General features: G+C 72.3%; 21 protein-coding genes. 14 read left to right on the top strand and 7 right to left on the bottom strand.

Annotation, left to right across the window (positions count from 1 at the left end):
• Window positions 1-18: 18 nt before the first annotated feature.
• From ACY34I_RS17455 to ACY34I_RS17420, 8 genes are all read left to right on the top strand, one after another.
• A complete protein-coding gene (locus ACY34I_RS17455) occupies window positions 19-927 on the top strand; it encodes an ABC transporter permease (RefSeq protein WP_462756060.1) in 909 nt (302 codons plus the stop codon).
• Window positions 924-1,796: an ABC transporter permease gene (locus ACY34I_RS17450; protein WP_462756059.1), complete on the top strand. Its 873-nt coding sequence runs from the start codon at window positions 924-926 to the stop codon at window positions 1,794-1,796. Before ACY34I_RS17455 ends, ACY34I_RS17450 begins: the two co-directional genes overlap by 4 nt.
• Window positions 1,793-3,214 carry an NAD(P)/FAD-dependent oxidoreductase gene (locus tag ACY34I_RS17445; RefSeq protein WP_462756058.1) on the top strand — a complete coding sequence of 474 codons (1,422 nt, stop codon included), beginning with the start codon at window positions 1,793-1,795 and terminating at the stop codon, window positions 3,212-3,214. The genes ACY34I_RS17450 and ACY34I_RS17445 overlap by 4 nt, the downstream gene beginning before the upstream one ends.
• Window positions 3,214-4,416: a saccharopine dehydrogenase family protein gene (locus tag ACY34I_RS17440; RefSeq protein WP_462756057.1), complete on the top strand. Its 1,203-nt coding sequence runs from the start codon at window positions 3,214-3,216 to the stop codon at window positions 4,414-4,416. Before ACY34I_RS17445 ends, ACY34I_RS17440 begins: the two co-directional genes overlap by 1 nt.
• Window positions 4,413-5,426: an agmatinase gene (speB, locus tag ACY34I_RS17435; protein ID WP_462756056.1), complete on the top strand. Its 1,014-nt coding sequence runs from the start codon at window positions 4,413-4,415 to the stop codon at window positions 5,424-5,426. The genes ACY34I_RS17440 and speB overlap by 4 nt, the downstream gene beginning before the upstream one ends.
• Before the next feature lie 48 nt (window positions 5,427-5,474).
• Window positions 5,475-5,867, top strand: a complete 393-nt coding sequence (locus tag ACY34I_RS17430; protein WP_148798883.1) for a type II toxin-antitoxin system RelE/ParE family toxin — start codon at window positions 5,475-5,477, stop codon at window positions 5,865-5,867.
• Window positions 5,864-6,175 carry a helix-turn-helix domain-containing protein gene (locus tag ACY34I_RS17425; RefSeq protein ID WP_462756055.1) on the top strand — a complete coding sequence of 104 codons (312 nt, stop codon included), beginning with the start codon at window positions 5,864-5,866 and terminating at the stop codon, window positions 6,173-6,175. The genes ACY34I_RS17430 and ACY34I_RS17425 overlap by 4 nt, the downstream gene beginning before the upstream one ends.
• A 965-nt stretch (window positions 6,176-7,140) precedes the next feature.
• Window positions 7,141-8,259: a hypothetical protein gene (locus ACY34I_RS17420; RefSeq protein WP_462756054.1), complete on the top strand. Its 1,119-nt coding sequence runs from the start codon at window positions 7,141-7,143 to the stop codon at window positions 8,257-8,259.
• A gap of 35 nt (window positions 8,260-8,294) precedes the next feature.
• Here the strand turns inward: ACY34I_RS17420 and ACY34I_RS17415 are convergent, their stop codons facing one another.
• The 5 genes from ACY34I_RS17415 to ACY34I_RS17395 all read right to left on the bottom strand — a co-directional run bounded on the left by ACY34I_RS17415 (window position 8,295) and on the right by ACY34I_RS17395 (window position 14,448).
• Window positions 8,295-8,639 (bottom strand): DUF779 domain-containing protein, encoded by a 345-nt coding sequence (locus ACY34I_RS17415; protein ID WP_462756053.1) that lies wholly within the window; start codon window positions 8,637-8,639, stop codon window positions 8,295-8,297.
• The gene (adh, locus tag ACY34I_RS17410) at window positions 8,639-10,144 is read right to left on the bottom strand and encodes an aldehyde dehydrogenase (protein ID WP_462756052.1); all 1,506 of its coding nucleotides are present in this window, start codon (window positions 10,142-10,144) and stop codon (window positions 8,639-8,641) included. Before adh ends, ACY34I_RS17415 begins: the two co-directional genes overlap by 1 nt.
• A gap of 41 nt (window positions 10,145-10,185) precedes the next feature.
• Window positions 10,186-11,469, bottom strand: coding sequence for a GAF domain-containing protein (locus tag ACY34I_RS17405; RefSeq protein WP_462756051.1), 1,284 nt, complete (start codon window positions 11,467-11,469; stop codon window positions 10,186-10,188).
• Between the two features lie 207 nt (window positions 11,470-11,676).
• Window positions 11,677-12,948, bottom strand: a complete 1,272-nt coding sequence (gabT, locus tag ACY34I_RS17400) for a 4-aminobutyrate--2-oxoglutarate transaminase (RefSeq protein WP_462756050.1) — start codon at window positions 12,946-12,948, stop codon at window positions 11,677-11,679.
• Between the two features lie 63 nt (window positions 12,949-13,011).
• A complete protein-coding gene (locus ACY34I_RS17395) occupies window positions 13,012-14,448 on the bottom strand; it encodes a gamma-aminobutyraldehyde dehydrogenase (RefSeq protein WP_462756049.1) in 1,437 nt (478 codons plus the stop codon).
• A gap of 141 nt (window positions 14,449-14,589) precedes the next feature.
• Here ACY34I_RS17395 and ACY34I_RS17390 point away from each other — a divergent pair, with 141 nt between their 5' ends.
• Window positions 14,590-16,029: an aldehyde dehydrogenase family protein gene (locus ACY34I_RS17390; protein WP_462756048.1), complete on the top strand. Its 1,440-nt coding sequence runs from the start codon at window positions 14,590-14,592 to the stop codon at window positions 16,027-16,029.
• Between the two features lie 45 nt (window positions 16,030-16,074).
• Here the strand turns inward: ACY34I_RS17390 and ACY34I_RS17385 are convergent, their stop codons facing one another.
• Both ACY34I_RS17385 and ACY34I_RS17380 read right to left on the bottom strand, forming a co-directional pair.
• Complete coding sequence (locus tag ACY34I_RS17385) at window positions 16,075-18,036, bottom strand: YncE family protein (protein WP_462756047.1); 1,962 nt, start codon at window positions 18,034-18,036, stop codon at window positions 16,075-16,077.
• Between the two features lie 216 nt (window positions 18,037-18,252).
• Window positions 18,253-18,639 carry an SUKH-3 domain-containing protein gene (locus tag ACY34I_RS17380; protein WP_462756046.1) on the bottom strand — a complete coding sequence of 129 codons (387 nt, stop codon included), beginning with the start codon at window positions 18,637-18,639 and terminating at the stop codon, window positions 18,253-18,255.
• A gap of 320 nt (window positions 18,640-18,959) precedes the next feature.
• Here ACY34I_RS17380 and ACY34I_RS17375 point away from each other — a divergent pair, with 320 nt between their 5' ends.
• The 5 genes from ACY34I_RS17375 to ACY34I_RS17355 all read left to right on the top strand — a co-directional run bounded on the left by ACY34I_RS17375 (window position 18,960) and on the right by ACY34I_RS17355 (window position 22,540).
• Window positions 18,960-19,364, top strand: a complete 405-nt coding sequence (locus ACY34I_RS17375) for a YbaB/EbfC family nucleoid-associated protein (protein ID WP_462756045.1) — start codon at window positions 18,960-18,962, stop codon at window positions 19,362-19,364.
• Window positions 19,361-20,197, top strand: coding sequence for a hypothetical protein (locus ACY34I_RS17370; RefSeq protein WP_462756044.1), 837 nt, complete (start codon window positions 19,361-19,363; stop codon window positions 20,195-20,197). Before ACY34I_RS17375 ends, ACY34I_RS17370 begins: the two co-directional genes overlap by 4 nt.
• A gap of 119 nt (window positions 20,198-20,316) precedes the next feature.
• Window positions 20,317-20,484, top strand: coding sequence for a hypothetical protein (locus ACY34I_RS17365; protein WP_462756043.1), 168 nt, complete (start codon window positions 20,317-20,319; stop codon window positions 20,482-20,484).
• Window positions 20,481-21,167 carry a deoxyribonuclease V gene (nfi, locus tag ACY34I_RS17360; protein WP_462756042.1) on the top strand — a complete coding sequence of 229 codons (687 nt, stop codon included), beginning with the start codon at window positions 20,481-20,483 and terminating at the stop codon, window positions 21,165-21,167. Before ACY34I_RS17365 ends, nfi begins: the two co-directional genes overlap by 4 nt.
• 368 nt (window positions 21,168-21,535) lie before the next feature.
• Complete coding sequence (locus tag ACY34I_RS17355; protein WP_462756041.1) at window positions 21,536-22,540, top strand: hypothetical protein; 1,005 nt, start codon at window positions 21,536-21,538, stop codon at window positions 22,538-22,540.
• Window positions 22,541-22,577 lie beyond the last annotated feature (37 nt).

The following is a 22,577-nucleotide window of genomic DNA, read 5'->3' as shown; positions in this document are numbered from 1 at the left end:
GCGCAGCGAGGTGGCGCCATGACCGCCCTGGCCCACGTATCGACCCCGTCGGGACAGGCGGCCCCGCCGCCGCCCCGCCGGGGACGCCACCGGGCGCTGCCGTACCTGCTGCTGCTGCCGGGGGCGGCCTGGCTGCTGATCTTCTTCGCCCTGCCGCTGCTCCAGCTCGCCGCGACCAGCCTCTACGACCCGAGCGGATCCCTCTCCACCGGGTACGCGATGACCGGGGCCGTCGGCAACTACCCGGACGCGTTGCAGGCGTACTGGCCGCAGTTCGTCCGGTCGTTCCTCTACTCGGCGATCGCGCTGGTGCTGGCCCTGCTGATGGGCTACCCGCTGGCGTACGCGATCGCGCAGAAGGCGGGCCGCTGGAAGAACCTGCTGCTGGTCGCCGTGGTCGCGCCGATGTTCACCAGCTTCCTGGTCCGGACGCTGGCCTGGAAGACCATCCTGTCGGACAACGGCTGGGTGGTCGGGCTGCTGCGGGACGTGCACCTGCTCGGGCCGGACGGCCGGCTGCTGGCCACGCCGGTGGCGGTGGTGCTCGGCCTCACGTACAACTTCCTGCCCTTCCTGGTGCTGCCGCTGTACGCGAACCTGGAGCGGCTGGACCCGCGCCTGCTGGAGGCGGCGAGCGACCTGTACGCGAGCCCGCTGCGGGCCTTCCAGAAGGTCACCCTGCCGCTGTCCATGCCCGGCCTGATCGCCGGCACGCTGCTCTTCTTCATCCCGGCGACCGGTGACTACATCAACGCCGAACTGCTCGGCACGCCGAACGAATACATGATCGGCAACGTCATCGACTCGGCGTTCCTGGTCCGGCTGGACTACCCGCAGGGTGCGGCCCTGTCGTTCCTGCTGATGGCGGCGATCCTCGCGATCGTCTTCGTCTACCTGCGCAAGGCCGGCACGGAGGAGGTGCTGTGAGGATCTCGCGTTGGCTGGCCGACCGGTGGGTGATGGGCGTGGCCCTGCTCGTCCTGGCCTACCTCTCGCTGCCGATCATGGTGGTTGCCGGCCTCTCCTTCAACCGCCCGGCGAGCCGGCTCTCCTACGACTTCAACGAGTTCACCCTGGACAACTGGGCGCACCCCTGCGCCACGTCGGACATGTGCGATGCGGTGGTCCGCAGCGTCCAGATCGGCTTCATCGCCACGGTGGTTTCCACCGTGCTCGGCACGCTGATGGCATTCGCGCTGGTCCGGCACCGGTTCCGCGGCCGGTCCGGGATCAACCTGCTGATCTTCCTGCCGATGGCGACCCCCGAGCTGGTGATGGGTACCTCGCTGCTCGCGCTCTTCGTCTGGTCCGACAACCAGCTCCGAGCCATCTTCGGCTTCGGCGTGCCGCAGGGCTTCTGGACCATCGTCATCGCGCACGTGATGTTCTGCGTGTCGTTCGTGGTGGTCACCGTGAAGGCCCGGCTCGCCGGCATGGACCGGCGGTTGGAGGAGGCCGCCATGGACCTGTACGCCAGCGAGTGGCAAACCTTCCGGCGGATCACCCTGCCCCTGGTACTGCCTGGCATCCTGGCCGCCGCGCTGCTCGCGTTCTCGCTCAGCTTCGACGACTTCATCATCACGAACTTCAACGCCGGCACCACCGTCACCTTCCCGATGTACGTCTGGGGTGCCGCCCAGCGGGGCATCCCGCCGCAGGTCAACGTCATCGGTACGGCGATGTTCGTGATCGCGCTGCTGCTCGTCGGGGCCAGCTCGCTGCGCGGCCGGAAGGCCCGGCGGGCGGCCCTCACGGCCCCCGCAGTGGGCGCCGGGACGGCCAAGAGCCGGTCATGAAGCTCCCGCATACCGGCCGGGCGCTGGCCGACGCCGCGCCCGTCCCGTACTGGCTCGACCGACCGGAACGACCCGACCCGCTGCCGCCGCTGACCGGCACGCACGACGCCGACCTGCTGGTGGTCGGCGGCGGATACTCCGGCCTCTGGACCGCCCTGCTCGCCAAGGAAGCCGAGCCGGACCGGGACGTGCTCCTGGCCGAGGCGGGCACCTGCGGCTGGGCGGCGTCGGGGCGTAACGGCGGGTTCTGCGCCGCCTCGCTCACCCACGGCCTGGCCAACGGCGTCGACCGGTTCCCCGGCGAGATCGACGAGCTGGAGCGGCTCGGCCGGGAGAACCTGGCCGCCATCGCCGCCACGGTGGCCCGGTACGGCATCGACTGCGACTTCGAGCGGACCGGCGAAATGGCGGTCGCCGTCGAGCCGTACCAGCTCGCCGGGCTCGCCGAGGACGCCGAACTGGCCCGCCGGTACGGCCACGACGTCCGGCTGCTCGACCGCGACGAGGTACGCGCCGAGGTGGCCTCACCGACGTACCTCGGCGGGATGTGGGACCGAGACCGGGTGGCCATGCTCGACCCGGCGAAGCTCGCCTGGGGCCTCCGCCGCGCCGCCCTCGACCTGGGCGTACGACTCCACGAGCACACCCGGGTCACCGGGCTGGCCGGCGACGGTGGCGGGCTGCGCGCGGCGACGGCCGGCGGCCCGGACGGGGCACCCGGCACGGTGCGGGCCCGGCGGGTGGTGCTGGCCGGCAACGCGTTCCCGCCGCTGCTGCGCCGGCTGCGCGCCTGGCTGGTGCCGGTCTACGACTACGCGCTGATGACCGAGCCGCTGTCGGCGGCGCAGCGCGAGGCGGTCGGCTGGGCCAACCGGCAGGGGCTGGCCGACGTCGGCAACCAGTTCCACTACTACCGGATCACCGCCGACGGCCGGATCCTGTTCGGCGGGTACGACGCGGTCTACCACTACGGCAACCGGATGGCCCCCGAACTGGAGCAGCGGCAGGCCACCTTCACCGCGCTGGCCGAGCACTTCTTCACCACGTTTCCACAGTTGGCGGGCCTCCGGTTCAGTCACCGCTGGGGCGGGGTGATCGACACCTGCACCCGGTTCTGCCCGTTCTTCGGCACCGCCTACTCCGGACGGCTGGCGTACGCGGCCGGGTTCACCGGGCTCGGGGTCGGGGCCAGCCGGTTCGGCGCCCGGGTGATGCTCGACCTGCTCAGCGGGGAGGAGACCCCGCTGACCCGGCTCGACCTGGTGCGCAGCAAGCCGCTGCCGTTCCCGCCGGAGCCGTTCCGCGCCGCCGGCATCAACCTCACCCGCTGGTCGCTCGCCCGCGCCGACGCGCGCCAGGGGCGGCGCAACGGGTGGCTCCGTACGCTTGATCGTCTTGGACTGGGGTTCGATTCCTGATGCGCGTCCTGCTCGTCGGCGCCGGCGGGGTCGGCTCCGCCGCCGTCGCCATCGCCGCCCGCCGCTCCTTCTTCGAGACCATGGTGGTCGCCGACTACGACCTCGGCCGGGCCAGCCGGGCCGTCGCGGACCACGACGCCCGGTTCGTCGCCGCCCCGCTCGACGCCTCGTCGGCGGAGGCGGTCGCCGCGCTCTGCCGGGACCACCGGATCACCCACGTGCTCAACGCGGTCGACCCGCGCTTCGTCATGCCGATCTTCGAGGGCGCGTTCGCCGCCGGGGCCGACTACCTGGACATGGCGATGTCGCTGTCCCACCCGCACCCGACCGCGCCGTACGCGGAGACCGGCGTGAAGCTCGGCGACGACCAGTTCGCTCTCGCTGAGCAGTGGGCCGCCGCCGGCCGGCTGGCGCTCTGCGGCATCGGCGTCGAACCCGGCCTCTCCGACGTCTTCGCCCGCTACGCCGACGACGAACTCTTCACCGAGATCGACGAGATCGGGGTACGCGACGGGGCCAACCTCACCGTCGACGGCTACGACTTCGCCCCGTCGTTCTCCATCTGGACCACCATCGAGGAGTGCCTCAACCCGCCGGTGATCTGGGCGGCCGACCGGGGCTGGTACACCACCCCGCCGTTCTCCGAGCCGGAGGTGTTCGAGTTTCCGGCGGGGATCGGCCCGGTCGAGTGCGTCAACGTGGAGCACGAGGAGGTGCTGCTGATCCCGCGCTGGGTCAAGGCGAAACGGGTGACTTTCAAGTACGGCCTCGGCGACGAGTTCATTCAGGTGCTGAAGACCCTGCACAAGCTCGGCCTGGACTCGACGAAGCCGGTGCGGGTGGGCGGCGCTTCGGTTTCTCCCCGCGATGTCGTGGCCGCCTGCCTGCCCGACCCGGCCACCCTCGGCGACCGGATGCGCGGCAAGACCTGCGCCGGGACGTACGTGACCGGCACCGGGGTGGACGGCCGGCCGCGGCGGGTCTACCTCTACCACGTGGTCGACAACGAGTGGTCGATGCGGGAGTACGGCCACCAGGCGGTGGTCTGGCAGACCGCGGTCAACCCGGTGGTCGCGTTGGAACTGCTCGCCACCGGCGCCTGGTCCGGCACCGGCGTGCTCGGCCCGGAGGCGCTGCCCCCGAGGCCCTTCCTCGACCTGCTGACCGGCTACGGCTCGCCGTGGGGAATGGAGGAGCGATGACCCGCTACGGCCCGATGTTCGGCCCCGACGTGACCTTCCTCGGGGTGCCCCCGTGCACCCTCGAGGAGCCGGTCACCTACGCGGACGCCGACGTGGTGATCGTCGGTGCGCCCTTCGACGGCGGCACCTCGCACCGGCCGGGCACCCGGTTCGGCCCGTCCGCCATCCGCCAGGCCTGCTACCTGCCGCACGACGGCTCCCGCCCGTCCCTGGCGCTGCGGGTGGACGGCCTGCAGGACCTCCGCGTCTACGACGCGGGCGACGTGGAGATGTTCTCCGGCGACATCGAACGGTCGCTGGCCGCCCTGGAGACCGCCGTGTACGCGGTGGCCGCCGCCGGGGCGATCCCGATCGTGCTCGGCGGCGACCACTCCATCGCGCTGCCCGACGCCACCGGGGTGGCCCACCACCACGGGCTCGGCCGGGTGTCGCTGGTGCACTTCGACGCGCACGCCGACACCGGGGACATCGAGTTCGGCTCGCTGCACGGGCACGGCCAGCCGATGCGCCGGCTCATCGAGTCCGGCGCGGTACGCGGCGACCGCTTCCTCCAGATCGGCCTGCGCGGCTACTGGCCCGGCCCCGAGACACTGACCTGGATGGCCGGCCAGCGGATGCGGTCGTACGAGATGACCGAGGTGGTTTCGCGCGGCCTGGACGAATGCCTGACCGAGGCGTTCGGGATCGCCACCGACGAGTGCGAGGGGGTCTTCCTCTCCGTCGACGTGGACGTGGTCGACCCGGGCATGGCCCCCGGCACCGGCACCCCGGAGCCGGGCGGGCTCACCTCGCGGCAGCTCCTCGACGCGGTCCGGCGCTGCTGCTATGAGCTGCCCGTGGTCGGGGTGGACGTGGTCGAGGTGGCGCCGCCGTACGACCACGCCGACATCACCGCGTACCTGGGGAACCGGGTGGTCCTGGAGGCGTTGTCGGCGATCGCCCGCCGCCGCCGCGACGCCACCGGCGGCCCGCCCTGGGACCCGCGCCAACCCCTCCTCGACGGACGCTGACGGGCCGCGTGCACTGCCCCGATGTTTAGCTCAAGCTATAGTTGAGCCATGGGTGCTGCCGGAGGACGTTGGTCGGTCCGGGTCACTGGTGATGTGCGCCAATGGCTCCGCGATCTGCGGCAGAGCGATCCAGCGTCGTATGAGAGTGTCCGGGTCGCGGTGGACAAGTTGGCGGAGGTCGGGCCGGGGCTGGGACGCCCGCTCGTGGACACACTCCGTGGCAGCAGCATCCGTAATCTCAAGGAGCTCCGGCCTCGGTCGGGCCGGGACGTGGCGATCCGGGTGCTGTTCGTTTTCGATCCCTGGTCGCAGGCTGTACTGCTCGTCGCCGGCAACAAGGCGGGAGACTGGACCCGGTGGTATCAGCGGAACATCCCGATGGCGGAGGTTGCGTACAAGGCCTGGCTCGACAATGAGCGCGAGCGAAGGGGGGAGCCATGACGGAGTTCTACGACTGGGACGAGGTTCGCGCCGAGCTCGGCGGTGACGACGCGGCGTACGAGGAGGAGTGGACGCGCACCGAGGCGTGGGTGCACGCCTTCCACCTCGCCGAAGAGCGGAAGCGGCTGGGGCTCACCCAGCGGCAGGTGGCCGACCTCATGGGTGTCACGCCGGGCCGGGTGAGTCAGATCGAGAACGGCGACCTCGACGTCAACGAGGTGGCCACGCTGAGCCGGTACGCGAATGCCCTCGGGGCCAGGCTGCGGATCATCTTCGACTACGGAGACGATCTTCGTCAGATCGCCTGAGCCTTACTGCTAACACTGCAACCGCGACGGCGACGGGTCGCCTGCGTCAAGCAGCGGCGTAGAGTGCGGCGGGTGCTGAACCGGCTGGACGAGATCGACTGGACGCGGCTCACCCACGCCTACGGGACGGCCGAGGACGTCCCCGACCTGTTGCGGGCCCTCGCCTCCGACGACGAGGACGAGGTCGAGGAGGCCCTCAGCGAGATCATCGGCAGCATCTTCCACCAGGGCACCGTCTACTCCGCCACGGTGCCGGCCGTGCCGATCCTCGTGGAGCTGGCATCGACGGCCCGCCACCAGCGATCCGAGATCCTGGCCACCGTGGGCATGCTCGCCGACCCGCACCACGCGTACGGCGACGAGGCCGAGGAGGTCCGCGAGGCGGTGCGGGCGCAGGCGGACCGGCTGGCGCCGCTGCTCGCCGACCCCGACCCGCAGATCCGCGCGGACGCGGCGTACACGGTGGCGCAGTGCGGGGACCGGCTGCCGGCCGCCCTGTTGCGGTCCCGGTGGGCCATCGAGGAGGTGCCGAGTGTCCGGGCCTCGCTGGTGCTGGCGCTCGGGCTGCGTGACCCGGCCGGCGCCGCCGACCTGCTGGCCGCCGCGCTGCAGCAGGAGGAGCCACCGGTACGCGTCGCCGCGGTGGTCGCGATCCATCGGGCCGGGCTGCCCTGGCCGGCGGGTGCCGTGGAGGCGTTCGACCCGGAGGTGGAGCTCGACTACAACTGGCAGCGCGAGGGTGAGGCCCTGGACGAGTTGGTGAGCGAGGCCGACGAGCGGTTCGTGGTGGACCTGCTCGGTCGTCTGCTCACCGCCGCACCGCCGCACCGCCGGCTCGCAAGGCCGCCGCGTACGCGATCGGTGAGCGCTGCCGGCAGCTGCGTTCCGCCCCGGCCCTGCTGCTGCCTCTGCTCGGGCCGGCGCTGCATGACCCGGACGAGAGTGTCCGGGCCGAGGCGGTCGGGGTGCTGCGTACCGCCGGTCCCGCCTCGGCGGCGTACGCCGATGACCTGGCACAGGTCGCTGCCGGTTGGCCGGCGGTGGTGGACGCCACCGGATACACCCCTCAGCAGCGGGCGGTGGAGACCCTCGCCGTGCTGGCCGACCCGCGCTGGGTCGACGTGATCTGTGCGGTCTGGGCCGGCGGGCACGAGGTGCGGCTGCCGGTCGACCAGCCACCCTTCAGCGCAGCCGTGTTGTCTGCGGCCCGGGGTCGTTTGGCCGGCGCGGACAACCCCGTGCTGGTCACCGGGCTGGCCACCCTGCTCGAACGGTGGGGGTCGGCCGCCTCCGCCGCCGTGCCGGAGGTGGTGGCCGCCCTGCCGGTCGCCCCGACGCGGGTGGGGGCCGCGCTCGCCGCGATCGGGGCGGCGCCCGAGCCGGCGGTGCCGGAGCTGCGGAGGGCGGCCTCCGACGGCGACGTTCGTGCCGGGGTGGCGCTGTGGCGGGCCGCGGGTGAGGGCGAGCCGGTGGTGGCCGCGGTCGCCCGGCAGCTCGATGCGGGGCCGAACGGCGACGACTGGCGGCTCCGGCAGGCCTTCGACGCGATTCCGGCGCTCGACGCGCTGCTGCCCAGGCTGCGGTCGTACCTGACCGGGGTGGCGCTGGAGACGGAGGCGGAGAGGTACGCGCAGCTGCTGGCGGCCCGGTCGGTGCTGGAGCTTGCCGACGACCGTGACGCGGTGCTGCCCACCGTCCAGGCGGTGCTCGGCACCGGCTGGTGGGCCGCGTCCGCCGCCGCCGACCTGGTGGCCCGGTTCCCCGACCCGGCGTACGAACCGGCCCTGTGGAAGCTGCTCGACGAGCGGGTGGGTCCGGTGGCGCCGGTACGGGCGCTCTGGCGGATCGGCGTGTCCCCGGACGACCTCGCGCCGGTCCTGGTCCGCCTCATCGAGGAGGGCTGGACGCGCGGCGTGCTGCCGCTGCTGGTGGAGATGGATGCCCGGAGTGTGCTGCCGGCGCTGCGGGACCTCGCCGAGCGGGACTCGCGGGTGATCACCGGCGGGGTCGTCGTGGACACCGCCTGGCAGGACGAACAGCTCCGGCGCGACCTGCGCGAGGCTGTGGCCGTGCTGGAAGGGTAGCCGGGGCCTCCCGGTGGCCGGGAGGCCCTGGCTGGTCAGGCGAGCTGGGAGCGGATGAGGAAGCGGACCCCTTCGGGGGCTTCGAGGGAGAAGCCGCTGCCCCGACCGGGGACCACGTCGACCGTCAGCCGCGTGTGTTTCCACAGCTCCCACTGGGCGCTGGACATCCAGAACTCGACCGGCTCGGGGACGCCGTCGACGTCGAGCGACGCCAGGAGGACGTCCGAGCCGCCCGTGCGGAACTCGCCGGCCGGGTAGCACATCGGGGCGCTGCCGTCGCAGCAGCCGCCGGACTGGTGGAACATGAGCGGGCCGTGCTGCCCCCGCAGCGACCGGATCAGGTCGGCCGCCGCGGGGGTCAGGGTCACCGGGTCGCCCATCAGAAGAAGCCCAGCTTCTTCGGGGAGTAGCTGACCAGCAGGTTCTTGGTCTGCTGGTAGTGCTCCAGCATCATCTTGTGGTTCTCCCGGCCGATGCCGGACTGCTTGTAGCCGCCGAACGCGGCGTGGGCCGGGTAGGCGTGGTAGCAGTTGGTCCAGACCCGGCCGGCCTGGATCGACCGCCCGGCCCGGTACGCGGTGTTGATGTCCCGGGTCCAGACGCCCGCGCCGAGGCCGTACAGGGTGTCGTTGGCGATCTTGACGGCGTCGTCCAGGTCGGCGAAGGAGGTCACCGAGACCACCGGGCCGAAGATCTCCTCCTGGAAGATCCGCATCGAGTTGTCACCCTCGAAGATGGTCGGCTGCACGTAGTACCCGCCGGAGAGTTCGCCGCCCAGGTCGGCCCGCTCGCCGCCGGTCAGCACCTTGGCGCCCTCCTGCCGGCCGATGTCCAGGTAGGACAGGATCTTCTCCAGCTGGTCGTTCGACGCCTGCGCCCCGATCATCGTCTCGGTGTCGAGGGGGTGGCCCTGGCGCACCGCCTTCGTCCGCTCGACGGCCGCGGCGAGGAAGTCCGAGTAGTGGCCCTGCTGGATCAGCGCCCGGGACGGGCAGGTGCACACCTCGCCCTGGTTGAGCGCGAACATGGTGAAGCCCTCGAGGGCCTTGTCGAAGAAGTCGTCGCGGGCGGCGCTGACGTCGTCGAAGAAGATGTTCGGGCTCTTGCCGCCGAGTTCCAGCGTGACCGGCTTGATGTTCTCGCTGGCGTACTGCATGATCAGCCGCCCGGTGGTGGTCTCGCCGGTGAACGCCACCTTCGCCACCCGGGGCGAGGAGGCCAGCGGCTTGCCCGCCTCGACGCCGAAGCCGTTGACCACGTTGACCACGCCCGGCGGGAGCAGGTCGGCGATGAGCGAGAGCAGGTAGTGGATCGACGCCGGGGTCTGCTCGGCGGGTTTGAGCACCACGGCGTTGCCGGCGGCGAGGGCCGGGGCGAGCTTCCAGGTCGCCATGAGCAGCGGGAAGTTCCACGGGATGATCTGCCCGACCACGCCGAGCGGCTCGTGGAAGTGGTACGCCACGGTGTCGTCGTCGAGCTCGCCGAGGGAGCCCTCCTGGGCCCGGATCGCCCCGGCGAAGTAGCGGAAGTGGTCGATCGCGAGGGGGATGTCGGCGGCCAGCGTCTCCCGTACCGGCTTGCCGTTCTCCCAGGTCTCGGCGACCGCGAGGGTCTCCAGGTGCTCCTGCATCCGGTCGGCGATCTTGTTGAGGATGACCGCCCGGTCGGCGACCGAGGTGCGGCCCCAGGCGTCGGCCGCGCCGTGCGCGGCGTCGAGGGCCTTCTCGACGTCCTCGGCGGTGCCCCGGGCCACCTCGCAGAAGGTCTGCCCGGTCACCGGGCTGGGGTTCTCGAAGTACCGGCCGCCGTGCGGCTTCACGTACTCGCCGCCGATGAAGTGGTCGTAGCGGGACTGCCAGTGGGTGGGGGCGTCGTAGCGCGCCATGGGTACCTCCGCCGTCCGTCAGGGCTGGATGGCGGGGGACGCTAGTTTCCCCGACGTTGCAGGGACGTTGCGCGCGGCAGGTCGTACTCTTCGGCGAGCTGGCGGGCCCGCGCGACGGCGAGCGGCCGGCGGGGCGCGCCCGGCGGCAGCGCCCGCGCCAGGGCCTGCCAGGCGGTGAGGTCGTCCGCGCCGGCGGGCGTCGCGGTCCAGGCCGCGAGCAGCGCCGGGTCCGCGCCGGCCAGCACGGCCGCGCGGAGCTGCCCGTCAACCAGCCGGCGCAGCCGCGCCACTCCCGGCGCGTCCGACCCGGGCAGCAACGGCCCGGGGTACGCCTGCAGCGCTCCCGCCGGATCGCCGCGTTCCAGCAGCTCGGTGACGGTACGGAAGTCCGCGCGCACGGTCGACCGCAGCCGGTACGGGCGGGAGTCGAGCAGCTCCTCGCCGAGCGCCCGGCGCAGCCGGGACAGTTCGGCGCGCAGGGTGACCGGGTGCAGCCGGTCGTCGCCGTAGAGGTCGAGGCCGAGCTGTTCGCCGGTGCGCCCCTCGGGGTGGTCGACCAGCAGCACCAGCAGCTCGCTGTGCCGCCGGCCGAGCCGGATGCGCCGGCCGCCCACGCGCAGTTCCGCCTCGTCGCGGCCGAGCGCGGCGACGTGCACCACGCCGGGTTCGGCCGGGGCGGCGTTGGCCAGGAACGCCTCGGCGGCTCGCGCGGTGGCCCGGACCAGGGCGAGGCTCTGCGGGGTGGCCAGGTGGTCGCCGCCGGTGATGTCGACCGCGCCGAGCAGCCGGCCGGTGGCCGGGTCGTGGATCGGGGCGGCGGCGCAGGTCCAGCGCTGCACCGGTCGGACGAAGTGCTCGGTGGCGAAGATCTGCACGCTGTGGTCGACGGCGAGGGCGGTGCCGGGGGCGTTGGTGCCGGCGTGCGTCTCGTCCCAGCGGGCGCCGGGCACGAAGTTCATCCGCTCGGCGTGCCGGAGCACCCCTGGATGGCCCTCCACCCAGAGCAGCCGCCCGTCCGCGTCGCAGACCGCCATCAGGTGCGCGCCGTCGAGGGCGATGCCGCCGAGCAGGTCGCGGAAGAGCGGCAGCACCGGCGCGAGGGGGTGCGCCGCCCGGTAGCTCTCCAGCACGTCGTCGGTGAGGTCGACCGGGGCGGTGGTCTCCGGGTCGAGCAGTGCGGACCGCTCCCACGATCGGCGGACCACCTCGCGGACGCGGTCCGGTGTCCTACCGCCGGTGAGGAACGCTTCGTGGGCGGCGCCGACCTGCGCGATCCGCTCCGCCGGATCGGCACCGAATTCCAGGGCGAGCCACGGGTCAGCCACCACCGACCTCCTCCCGCCCATGGTGACCCACCTCACCCCGATCCGCCAAGCGGCGAGATGGAAGGGCCCCTTCCCGCGCAGAGCGCCCTCGGCATCCGTCGCCCTCGGTGAGGCTGACCGGGCTGGCGGGCGGCGGGTGGCACACCATGGATGGCCTGGGGGGATGGAAATCCATGGTGTGCCACGAACTCGGGCTGGCCGCCGGGGTCAGCCGAACGCCGCGTCCAGGATGTCCAGCCCCCGGGCCAGCTCCTCGTCGGAGATGACGAGCGGGGGCAGGAAACGCAGCACATTCCCGTACGTGCCACAGGTGAGGGTGAGCAGGCCGGCGGCGTGGCAGGCCGCCGAGATCGCCGCCGTGGCGGCCGGATCCGGGGTCAGGGTGCCCGGCTGCACGATCTCCACGGCGAGCATCGCCCCGCGCCCGCGTACCTCGGCGACGCGCGGGTCGCGGGCGGCGATCGCCCGCAGCCGGTCGACCATGGTCGCGCCGATCCGCCGGGCGGCGGCGGCCAGGTCCAGTTCGTGCATGGTCTCGATGGCCGCCAGCGCGGCGGCGCAGGCGATCGGGTTGCCGCCGTACGTGCCGCCGAGGCCGCCGACGTGCACCGCGTCCATCAGCTCCGCCCGCCCGGTCACGGCGGCCAAGGGCAGGCCGCCGGCGATGCCCTTGGCCAGGGTGACCAGGTCCGGCTCGACACCCTCGTGCTGGCAGGCGAACCAGTCCCCGGTCCGGCAGAACCCGGTCTGGATCTCGTCGGCCACGAAGACCACCCCGGCTGCCGTCGCCCACTCGCGCAGCGCCGGCAGGAAACCCTCCGCGGGTACCACGAAACCGCCCTCGCCCTGGATCGGCTCGATCAGCAGGGCGGCCACGTTCTCCGCGCCGACCTGCTTCTCCACCAGCTCGATGGCCCGCGCCGCGGCGGTCGCCCCGTCGAGCCCGCCGTCGCGCAGGGGGTACGACATCGGCACCCGGTAGATCTCCCCGGCGAACGGCCCGAACCGGTGCTTGTACGGCATGTTCTTCGCGGTCAGCGCCATGGTCAGGTTGGTCCGGCCGTGGTAGGCGTGGTCGAACACCACCACCGCCGGCCGGCCGGTGGCGTGCCGCGCGATCTTCACGGCGTTCTCCACCGCCTCGGCGCCGGAGTTGAACAGCGCCGAGCGCTTCTCGAAGCTCCCCGGCGTCAGCGCGTTGAGCTGCTCGCACACCGCCACGTACGACTCGTACGGGACGACCATGAAGCAGGTGTGGGTGAAGCGTTCGACCTGCGCCTGCACCGCCTCGACCACCCGCGGGGCGGAGTTGCCGACGTTGGCCACCGCGATGCCGGCGGCGAAGTCGATCCACTCCCGCCCGTCGACGTCGGTGATGGTGCCACCGCCCGCTCGGTCCACGTAGGACGAGATGACGCTGCCGACGCCCCGGGCGACCGCGGCCCCGCGCCGCTTGTGCAGCTCGTCAGACGATGCCACGGGGCCGCTCTCCGTTCGCGACTGCGGGGCTCGCAGACCCGGCTCACTCCTCGCGCTCACCGGTCAGCCCTCGATGTTGTGCATGACGTGCTTGATCCGGGTGTAGTCCTCCAGGCTGTAGACCGAGAGGTCCTTGCCGTGCCCGGAGTGCTTGAAGCCGCCGTGCGGCATCTCGGAGATGAACGGGATGTGGGTGTTCACCCAGACGCAGCCGAAGTCGAGCCGGCGGGTCATCCGCATGGCCCGGCCGTGGTCCCTGGTCCAGACCGAGGCGGACAGGCCGTACTCGACGCCGTTGGCCCAGCGCACCGCCTCGTCCTCGTCAGAGAAGCGCTGCACGGTGATGACCGGCCCGAACACCTCCTGCTGGATGACCTCGTCGGCCTGCTGCACGCCGGAGACCACGGTCGGGGCGTAGAAGTAGCCCCGCTCGCCGACCTGGGAGCCGCCGGTCTCGACCTTCGCGTGGTCCGGCAGCCGGTCCACGAAGCCGCGTACCCGGGCGAGCTGGTTGGCGTTGTTCAGCGGGCCGTAGAGCACGTCCTCGTCGTCCGGCGCGCCGGTCTTCGTGTTGCGCGCCTGCTCGGCGAGGGCGGCGACGAAGTCGCCGTAGATGCCGGGGCCGGCGAGCACCCGGGTCGCCGCGGTGCAGTCCTGGCCGGCGTTGAAGTAGCCGCCCACCGCGATCGCCTCGGCCGCCGCCGCGATGTCCGCGTCGTCGAAGATCACCACCGGGGCCTTGCCGCCCAGCTCCAGGTGGGTCCGCTTGAGGTCCGGCGCGGCCGCGGCGGCCACCTCCATGCCCGCCCGGGTCGAGCCGGTGATCGACACCAGCTGCGGGGTCGGGTGGGCGACGAGAGCGCGGCCGGTGTCCCGGTTGCCGCAGATCACGTTGAACACGCCCGGCGGGAAGAACTCCGCGGCGATCTCGGCCAGCAGCAGCGTCGACACCGGAGTGGTGTCGGAAGGCTTGAGCACCACCGTGTTGCCGGCCGCGAGGGCCGGGGCGATCTTCCAGACCGCCATCATCAGCGGGTAGTTCCACGGGGTGACCTGGGCGCAGACGCCGATCGGCTCGCGCCGCACGTACGAGGTGTGGCCGGCCAGGTACTCGCCGGCCGAGCGGCCCTCCAGCAGGCGGGCGGCACCGGCGAAGAAGCGGAACTCGTCCACCGCTGGCGGCAGCTCCTCGTCGGCGGTGAGCTGGCGCGGCTTGCCCGTGTTGCGTACCTCGGCGTCGACCAGGTCCGCGGCGCGGGCCTCCACCGCGTCGGCGAACTTGAGCAGGGCCTTCTGCCGCTCGGCCGGGGTGGTGTCCCGCCACGTCTCGAACGCCGCCGCGGCGGCCTTCATCGCCGCGTCCACGTCCGCGGCACCCGAGACCGGCGCCTGGGCGAAGACCTCCCCCGTGCACGGGTCGATCAGGTCGGCGTAGCCGCCGTCCACCGGGTCGACGTACTCGCCGTTGACGAAGTTGCGCAGCTGTTGCTGATCACTCATCAGAAGTCTCCGAGGATGGCCGGGGGGAAGGTCAGCGGAGGTTATCGCAATCTGACTGCCATCTTGGCTACTGAATTCGCAACAGACAAGGGCTAAGGCAACTGTTTCCGCGCGACCTTCCCGTCGTCTACGCTGCCGATCGTGGAGCCGAGAGCCTTCTATGTCGCCGGTCGCCCCGCCCACGGCGAGGGCGAGCTGACCGTCACCCACCCGTACGACGGCCGGACGGTCGGGCGTACCACCCTCGCCACGCCCGACCAGGTCGAAGCCGCCGTCGCGGCAGCCGCCGGAGTGGCCGCGGCGGCCGCGGCCCTGCCCGCGCACGCGCGCTCGGCGGCCCTCGACCACGTCTCCCGGCGGCTCGCCGAACGCGCCGACGAGGTCGCCGCGTTGATCACCGCGGAGAACGGCAAGCCGGTCAAGTGGGCGAAGGCGGAGGTGGGCCGCGCGGTCTCCACGTTCCGGTGGGCCGCCGAGGAGGCGCGACGCTTCTCCGGCGAGCTGCAGCGCCTGGACACCGACCCGGCGGCGACCGGGCGGATCGCGCTAGTCCGGCGGGTACCGAAGGGTCCGGTGCTGGGCATAGCGCCGTTCAACTTCCCGCTGAACCTGGTCGCGCACAAGGTCGCCCCGGCCATCGCCGTCGGCGCGCCGATCGTCGTCAAGCCGGCCCCGGCCACCCCGCTGTCCGCGCTGCTGCTCGGCGAGATCCTCGCCGAGACCGAGCTGCCCGAGGGGATGTTCTCGGTGCTGCCGCTGCCCAACGAACGCGCCGCCGAGCTGGTCGCCGACCCCCGGCTGCCGGTGGTGTCGTTCACCGGCTCCGGGCCGGTCGGCGCGGCCATCCGCCGGGCCGCCCCGGACAAGCACGTGACCCTCGAACTGGGCGGCAACGCGGCGGCGGTGATCTGCGAGGACTGGAGTTCCGACGAGGACCTGACCTTCGCCGCGCACCGGATCGCCACCTTCGCCAACTACCAGGCCGGCCAGTCGTGCATCGCCGTCCAGCGGGTGTACGTGCACGAATGGCTCTACGACGGCTTCCTGCCCCGGCTGGTCGCGTCGGTGGAGGCGCTGCGGACCGGGGACCCCACCTCCGAGCTGACCGACGTCGGCCCGCTGGTCTCCGTCGAGGCCGCCGAGCGGGTCGAGGCGTGGGTGGACGAGGCGGTCGCCGCCGGCGCCACCATCGAGGTCGGCGGCCGGCGGGAGGGCGCGACCTACCCGCCGACCGTGCTGTCCGGCGTGCCGTCGACGGCCAAGGTCAGCGCGGAAGAGGTGTTCGGGCCGGTGCTGGTGGTCGCCCGGGTCGAGAGCGACGAGGCCGCGTTCGCCGCGGTCAACGACTCGCCGTACGGGTTGCAGGCCGGGGTTTTCACGCACAACCTGCAGACCGCCTTCCTGGCGTCCCGGACGCTGGAGGTCGGCGGGGTGATCGTGGGAGACGTGCCGTCCTACCGGGCCGACCAGATGCCGTACGGCGGGGTGAAGGGCTCCGGCGTCGGGCGGGAAGGGCTGCGCAGCGCCATGGAGGACTACACCGAGCCACGCGTCATGGTGCTGACCGGGGTGGCGCTGTAGCTTCCGCCGGTGGAAGCGACAGCGCCGATCCCGGCGGACGGACCGTCACTCCTCCGGCAGCGGGAACAACGCCAGATCGTTGCCGAGCATGCCCCAGGTTGACCTGCCGTTCGGGGTGAAGCTGAACATCGGGTTGTTGTACCAGCCGCGCGGCACGTTGTCGTACAGAGTGGTGACCTCGCCGCCCGGGACGGTCGGCAACGCGGAGATGTCGTTCGTCCAGTGCACCCAGGAGAAGACCCGGCCCTTCGCGCCGTTGAGCTGGCCATAGCCGCCGAGGTCGCCCTCCATGACCACCGTGCGCGTGTGCAGGTCGTACGCGAACCAGGCGCCGCGCGGACGCCGGCCCACCGCGTACAGCAGGTTGCCGACCACGTACACACTCTCGTACGACTGCCAGTCCGGCTTGATCTCCTCGCGCCACAAGAGCGTGCGGGTGACGATGTCCACCGCCGCCACCTGGGCCGTCGTGCGGAGCGGCCCGCTCGTGCCCTCGCCGTAGGTGTCGCCCACGATGTAGGCGGTGGTGCCCTGCACCACCACGTCCATCACGCTCTGCTCCGGCAGGAACTCCCGGTGCACGTCGAAGCTGCCGCTGGCCAGGTCGACGAAGGTCAGCGCGCCGGTGTGCTTCGTGGTCTGCGGGCTGGACGCGACGATCAGCTGGTTGCGCTTCTTGTCGAAGTGGATGCGCTTGGTGCGCAGCTGCTCGTTACCGAGCAGCCCCAGTGGGCTGATCTCGAAGGTGTCCGGGTTGATCGCCACGAGCTGGGTGCTCGGGTAGAGGCCCGCGTACACCACGCCGGCCTTGCCCTCGGCCATCGCCTTGACCTCGCCGTTGACGTCGAACCGTTCGCTGGTGCCGGCCTCCGGCCGGTGCACCGTCATCGCGTAGTGCCCGCCCACCCAGACGGTGTCGTAACTGTGCCGCATCATCGACTGGACGGTCTCGGGGTAGCCGAAGCCGCGGGTGGCGGTCTGCCACACGGTGGCAGCACCGCCGGGGGTCGCCGTCCAGACGTGTCCCAGCCCGCTGACCCCCAGCAGCGCGCCGCCGGGCAGCGGGGCGAGGAGTTGGTTCTCCACGTCCGCCAAGGGCTGGCCGACCTTGACCAGACCGTCGGCGGTCACCTCGTAGAGGTTCGTGGTGAGCCGGCAGAGGGCGTACACCTTGCCGTCGCTGCCCACGGCGACCTGGTCGACGTAGCGGTCCTCAGTGGGAATGTCTCGGGAGACCCGCCCGGTGCCGTCCCGGTTGACGGAGATGAGCTGGCGGCCACTGGCGACGTAGAGAACACCGTCGGAGACCGTCATGTCGAGGATGCCCACCGGCGAGGCGCTGAGGTGTGCACTCAGGTCGGTCGCCGCGCCGCCCTCCTTCGGCCACATCAGCAGCCGGCCCGGCGCGGCCGAGCCGCCGTAGACGTACTCGTCGTCGACGGCCACGGCCGCCGCGTACAGGGATGTCGAGATGCGGCCGTACGTCTCGACCGTGGCGTCGGCCAGGCGGATCCGCTTGACCGTGCAGTCGGGGTACGTGCCGATGTAGAGGTGCTCGCCGTGCACCACCATGTCGTAGTACCAGGTGGTGGCGCCACCGGCCCGCGCCCAGGCGATCAGCTCCTTCGTCTGCGGGTCGTACCGGTAGACGTCTGCACTCCCGGCCGGGCCCACGTAGACGTAGTGCCCGTCGGTGGCCAGCTTCTGCCCGCCGCTGCTGGCGATGGCGAGATCCACGATGGCGTGGGTTTCGCCGGTGTGCACGTTGAACTCGCCCAGGCGCATCTTCCCGTCAGGAGTGTTGAACCGCGAGGTGATGAAGACGCGGTCGCCGATGACGGCGGCGCCGCGGACGGCCGCGGTCAAAGAGGCCGGACCGTAACTCGTCGGGGTGGGCGTCGTGGCGTTCTCGGCGGACGCGGGCAACAATCCCAGGCTCTGCTCGGTTACCAGGGTTACGCCGGTGAGGGCGCTGCCAGCCAGGAGCGATCGACGGCTGAGGGGCATGACATCTCCATTCGTCGGCCTGGTTACGGTCAGGACCATAATTAGCGCCAACGATTGACGTCAAGATATTCGGGGCGGCGGTCGATGCGGTGGGCGGACCAGCCGGTCGACCGAAGTTGTCATCTCCAGGGGCCTCGGCAGGCCGGTCACCGGCCGAGGCTCAGCAGCTCGGTGCTCGAACCCGGCGGCCCTTTCCGCCGGGCTCACCAGGTGCCGTCATCGTGCACCCGGGCCCGGGGCGCGGCCGAGCAGCAGGGCGGTCAGGGCGGCGTCGATGTCCGGGCCGAGGAACCACTCGCCGGCCTGGTCGAGCGCGAAGATCCGGCCCAGCTCGTCGACGGCGATGATGCTCTCTCCGCGCTCCGCCCACAGTGAAAAGAGCTGTACGCCCAGCACCGCCGCGAAGTCCGCGAGAGTGTCTGCGGTGTGGGCCATTTCCCAGGGGCGAATATCGACCCGGCTGATCCAGACCTGCTCACCGGGACCTTGCCGGCGGCATTCCAATCCAGGGAAGGCAGTAAGAGTCGGTGCCGCGTGCGGGACTTGACGATGCTGGACGCCAACCACGGCCTGCGACAGAACCTTGCCGGTCTTTTCGTCCACGCCCACACGCACCGGGCTGCGGGCACCTGCGGTACGAGAGGCCCCGCCCTCGCCCAGCGACAGCTTCCCGCTCACCGACTCATCGCCCCGGCGTCGACCGAGGAGAACCAGGGCTCACAGCGACCCATCTCCCTGCAGCCGGAGCCCACGGGGTGAACCCAGACGTTCCGCGGCCGTTGCAGATCGAAGAAAGGCCACACGGCCAATCTACGATCACTGGCGATTCTTAATCAAATTGGTCAGCCTGAAGTTGCGGCCCCCATGAGTTCCGTGGCGACCGGTATGGTCAGCCCTACCCACGGTGACGGAGAGGGGCGGCGGTGGCGGAGAGCGCGGACCGGGACGCGAACCGTGCCATGCGGGCGCGGTTCGACGAGGTCTACGGCCAGTGCCAGCGATTCCGGTCCGAATTGGACGGACTCCCGACCGGGCTGGCCGAACTGCGGGTGACCGAGCGCTCCGACGACGGCCAGGTGACCACGGTGGTCGGGGCCCGGGGCGAGCTGATCAGCGGCGGCTTGGCACCGTCGGTCTTCTACGATCGAGAAGCCAAGGCGTTGAGCAGGAAGATCACCGACACCGTCCTGCGGGCGTCCGCCGTGGCGACCGCGATCCGGGAACTGGTCGCCGGCTACCTGCCGCCGGGCTCGCCGTCGGTGGAGTTCCTGCGTACCAACGACTTCGGCGCGCTGCTCGGCCGGGCGGACGCCGTCCTCTCGCATTGAGACTGACCACGGTGGCGGAGGGGCAGATCTGGCTGGACCCGGAGCGGTCCCGCCGCGGCGGTGCCGACCTGAACCTCGCCGGCGAGGCGGTCAGCGCCTCCCGGCGGGAGGTCGGCGAAGTGAGCGCGCAGATGCCGTGGGATCGGGGCGACATCGATGCCGCCTTCGAGAAGCACTACCGCGGCTACGAGGAGACGCTGCTGCGCGCCTGGGAGATGTTGGGCCGCTCCCTCGAAGGACTGGGCGCCGACGTCGTCCGGTCCGTGACCGCCGCCGTGGACACCGACCCGACCAGTGCCCGTCAACTCGGCGAGATCCCGTACCGGCAGCACACCCCGCACAGGCATGTGCACCTGCTCGGGGAGTCCACGATGTTTCGCCGGGCGGACGGCATCTCGTTTCCGGGCAGCGCGCCGACTGCCGATGCGAACGACGTGCGGCGGGCGCACCTCGACGCACACACCGAGCGGATCTCGGCCGGCCTCTTCGTTCGGGACGCGATCGCCGCGAGCACGAACTTCGACCAGGTCTTCGCTGCGGGCGTTACCCCGGTCGAGTTGGCGCACCATTCCGACGCGGCGGCCCTCCGGCGGCTGGCACCGGAGCTGGACGATGCGGCGGCCGGCGACGTGGCGCGGCTGTTCGCCGACCCACGGATCCAACGGATGCTCGACGAGACCTGGGAGGCGCCGCCGCGCGACGAACCACTGCTGGCCGAGACGCTGGTACGGCAGTTGACGCAGCGGCCCCACCTGGTCCGGATGATCCTGGCGACGCCCGAACTGGCCGACTCGCTGACCGCCCAGACGCTGCACCACCTGGCCACCCACTGAATGAGCGTCCGGAAACTCGGGCCACCGGTCACCGGTCGCCGGCGCCGGGTGGGCCAGCAACGGACGGCAGGGACGCGAGAGCTGGGGCCTGGGGCTGATCCGCTGGCTACGGTGAGGCGGTGACGGGTACGCGCAAGGCCGCCCTCTGGGCGACAGGGATCGTGCTGGGGCTGATGATCGGGCTGCTCACCATCGGTGGCGCCGGGGGCATCGCCATGGGCATCGGGATCGGGCTGGCCTTCGGCATCGCGTTCACCGGCGTTGGCCGGAAGTCCGACCGGTCGTGACGGCCGGAGGAATCCCGTACGTGCCGCCCGGCGACGTCGCGGAGGCGCTGCGCGTACAGGAGGAGTTGCGGTCGCGGGTGGACCTGGTCGGGCCGGGTCCGACCGCGCCCAGGAGGGTGGCCGGCCTCGACGTCGCGTACGCGGAGAGCGGTGACCGGCTCGCGGCGGCCGTGACGGTACTGGACGCCGGCACCCTGACCGTGGTCGACGAGGCGGTCAGCGTGGGCCGGCCCGCCTTCGGGTACGTGCCGGGGCTGTTCGCCTTCCGCGAGCTGCCCGCGCTGCTGGAGGCCCTGGACCGGCTCACCGTCCGCCCCGACCTGCTCGTCTGCGACGGGCACGGGTTGGCGCACCCGCGCCGGTTCGGGCTGGCCTGCCACCTCGGCCTGGTCACCGGGCTCCCGGCGATCGGCGTGGGCAAGACCCCGCTGGTCGGCGAGTGGGACGAGCCGGGCCCGGGGCGGGGCGCCTGGACGCCCCTGCGCGACGGCGGTGAGGTGGTCGGCCGGGTGCTGCGTACCCGGGACGGGGTGAAGCCGGTCTTCGTCAGCGTCGGTCATCGGATGAGCCTGGACAACGCGGTCGACCGGGTGCTCGCCTTGACGCCGAGCTACCGGCTGCCGGAGACCACCCGCACCGCCGACCGGCTGTGCCGGCGCGCGCTGGCCGCCGCCCTCGCCTGACCAGCGTCGACCGGGCCAGCCAGCGTCGACCGGGCCGGCCAGCGCTGACTGGGCCGGCCAGCGCCGACTGGGCCGGCCAGTGCTGACCGGGTCGACCAGCGTTGACCAGCGCCGGCCAGCGTCGGCCGGCCGCGACGCACCCGCCGGGTCGATCGCCGATCAGCGCGACGCACGCAGCCGACCACCCGCCGTCGCCCGGACCGGCTACCGGCGGACCGCCCTGATCAGCAGACGTCGGACATGGAGCGGCTGGCGGAGGCGGCCGGGGTGTCGCGGCGCACATGTGGCGCGCTCGATGGGCGGGTGCTGGTCAGGGGCGGTAGTAACCTACCGGCGGACCCGGTCGGGGTGGAAACGGTGAGGTGGAGATGTCGGTGAGGCGGCATGCGGCGCGACTGGCCATGGTCGGCGTGATGCTGGGCGGCCTGGTCGCCGTCGGCGCGTCTCCGGCCCTGGCCGACGGCGACCGGGTGGAGTTGCGCGCCGCGGACAGCTTCAAGGTCGGGGGATCGCCCGGCACGGTGGCCGTCGAGGTGCGCAAGCGTACCGACGGCTGCGTGCTGCTGCGGACCGCGTTGGGCCTGCGGCTCGACGGCCTCGCGGCCAACCAGGTCCAGGTGCAGGTCAACTATGACGGGCGCTGGTCGCCGGTGCCGGTCTCTGGTGGCGGCGGCACGGTGCGCACGTCGTTCACGTCCCCGGCCAAGCCGAACCTGTGCAAGGGCAAGGAGATCACGGTTCGCTACCGGGTCGCCTTCCTTAGCGGCGCGCGCAGCGGGCGGTTGACCGTCATCGGTGAGGCGAGCACCGCGGCCGGCCGGGAACTCGGCAGGGCGGCCGACGAGGCCCGGGTGGTGGGCGGGGCGGCGGCCGTGACGCCGTCCGCGACGCCGTCCCGGAAGCCCTCCCCGACCCCCACGCCCAGCGCCGCGACGTCCCCGCCGGGGGCCGACGGCGGGACCGCCGCGGTGGCCGCGCTCGCCCCGACCGTCGGATCCAGCGCCGCGGCCGCCGACTCGTCCTCCGGAGGTTCCCCGATCATGTGGTTCGGCATCGCACTGGTGCTCGTCGGTGTCGCCCTCATCGTGCTGCTGGTGCGTCGCAACCGGGCGGAGAAGGTCGACGAGCGGGTGGGCGGTCACCCGCCGGTCCCGCTGCCGCGCAGCGCCGGCACCACGTACCGGTCCGGGGCTCCGACCGGCCAGGTGTACGGGCAGCAGCCGGCCACCCCCACCGTCTACGGCGGGCCCGCTTCGCCCCGCCAGACGGGCAACGTGTACGGCGCCCCCGTCGCCGGCGACCGCCCGGGCGGGGAACCGCCGGCGCCGGCCGCCGGCGACGCCACCACGGTGCTGCCCCGCCCGCCCCGCTGAGCCCGAGCCTGGCCGCCCGCCGGGGGTTACGGTGACG

It is taken from the genome of Micromonospora sp. RTBAU3-60, assembly GCF_054963695.1.
The sequence above is the reverse complement of the archived record's forward strand: the minus strand, read 5'-3'. Positions and strand labels throughout refer to the sequence as shown.